At 53.3% G+C, this 1,934-nt stretch carries 3 protein-coding genes; all 3 read left to right on the forward strand.

Features of this window, described 5'->3' with window-relative positions; translation table 11 throughout:
* Positions 1-802: hypothetical protein (locus AB4043_RS24000; RefSeq protein ID WP_442308316.1), on the forward strand; the 802-nt coding region annotated here is incomplete at its 5' end.
* Between the two features lie 10 nt (positions 803-812).
* Positions 813-1,562, forward strand: coding sequence for a hypothetical protein (locus AB4043_RS24005; protein WP_442301820.1), 750 nt, complete (start codon positions 813-815; stop codon positions 1,560-1,562).
* A gap of 78 nt (positions 1,563-1,640) precedes the next feature.
* Positions 1,641-1,934: aspartyl protease family protein (locus AB4043_RS24010; protein ID WP_442308317.1), on the forward strand; the 294-nt coding region annotated here is incomplete at its 3' end.

Consider the following 1,934-nt stretch of genomic DNA (forward strand, 5'->3'; position numbering starts at 1 on the left):
GCATCCCCTTGTCGCCATCCCTCTCTACGGGATCGAACTTGGCGCCCCGCCCGACAAGCTTTTGTTCAAAAGTGCAAGGGCTTCGGAATTGAGCATCCTGCTCGGCGATGTCCGCCAGAGCACGCGATATCCTGAGGGCCCTCTGGGACCGCTTCTAACTTCGCTAATCTGGACCCCAAGCGCTTCCCCTCGCCCTGCAGGGGGAGTGCGACGCAAAACAGAACAATGGCTTAAAACAGCCTTCCGTTTTCGGGCCCAACGGGCGATCAAGTCAATCGCGGCACAGAGGTCCGCCTGCACCGTGTTTGCTCCTGTCGCGGTTCGGCTCGCCGTGCTTCTTGAAATAGTTGCGTACGCCTTTGATCAACTCGAGAGTATCCCTGGGCGGATAAGTAATGCCGATGACGATATCGCAGTACGTGTCATGGCTAATCGCGTCGACGGGTTGGGCAAAGGTGTCTATGCTTACCGGAAGCAAGGTACTCCCGGTCTCAAGCAAATCCGATTGCTCACGGATACTTTCTGGAAGAACGACCTCTTCATTGGAGAGGTGCATGAGCCAGCCGCGATCATCTGGATTCATCGGAAAGATACGGGTACCCCCCTTAACCATAGAAACCTGTTCCTAAAAGCGGGCGCCGTGGCAAACTTTCTGTGGCTAAAGGCGCTTGAATACGGTTTGGACGGCTGCATCATCGCCGGCATTAAAAGGGATATTTCGTCTCGTATTTTGGACTTGTCTCCGTATGCTGAACTTAGCTGTCTAGCTTTCGTTCTTGGAACCCGCGCTGAGGAAGAGTGATCAGAGGAATATGTACACTATTTTTTCTCTCCCCCGAACAGGCAGCACGACGTTAGCGAGCATCCTTTCACTCCATCCAGAGGGCACCTGCATTGTTGAGCCCTTTCACCCCATGCGATATCGGGGCAGGTACCATCATCTGGTAAAAGATGGGCCGTCACTCGATAAGACGCTGGCGCTCCTCACACTACGCTGGCCAGGAATCAAGCACGTCTGTGATCCATCCGGATTTCCCTTCGGTTCCACTGAACTGAATTTTCACCTCTTAGGAACGCAGGATCGGAAGATCATTTTTCTAACAAGGGCGAATTCTCTCCGACGAGCCGTATCTCACTGGCTCTCTCTCAATACGCACTTCTGGATTGGCCCCAAGGCGAACTTCGAGCGTACGATTGCGCAAACCCGCTTGCCATCGATCGAAGAGGGCGAGATTCGCAAAATGATTGAGAAAGATCTCCAGTTTGCCATTCAGTGTCGCCAAGAACTTTCCGATAGAAAACCGGCAAGCGAAGTGTTGGAACTAACATACGAGGATCTGTTCGCCAGCACAGGAGGAATCACCGATGCGCTTCGAGAAGTATTCAAGTTTCTGAACCTTACTCCCCCTAAAGAGACGAGCTTCTGGGAACAAGTATCGAAGCTCGTTGACCCCGAAGAGAACCAATTCGCTTCCCATGAGCTCTATCGGAGCATTCCCGGCGCAGAAGCCTTGAGCGAGAAGATGAGTCAATGCGGCTTCGGTTCCTTGTTCACGGAGTAACGCATGTTTATGCCAGACAGACCACAGTCAAAGCCGCGAGTCTATATCCGTAACGGGCTAGCCTTATTTTGCTTAGCAATGTTGGCGCGGCAAACCCAGGCCCAGACAGCCAACATTCCCGCAGAGATCACTCCAACCGGGCTCATGTACGTGACCTGCAAGATCAACGGTGGGGGCCCGTTCTCTGCCCTGATTGACACCGGCTCCTCCATGACTGGGGTCTCACCCTCTGTTGCCAAACAGCTACACCTCAAAGAGATTAACCCCAATGACGAGCCACCCGGGAGTCCGCTTGCTCATCAAGTCAATGGATTGCGGATTTCATTGGGGGATATCGAATATTCACCGAAACGGGGCGGGGTTGTCGAATTG

This window comes from Terriglobus sp. YAF25 (genome assembly GCF_052113305.1).
GTDB lineage: Bacteria > Acidobacteriota > Terriglobia > Terriglobales > Acidobacteriaceae > Terriglobus.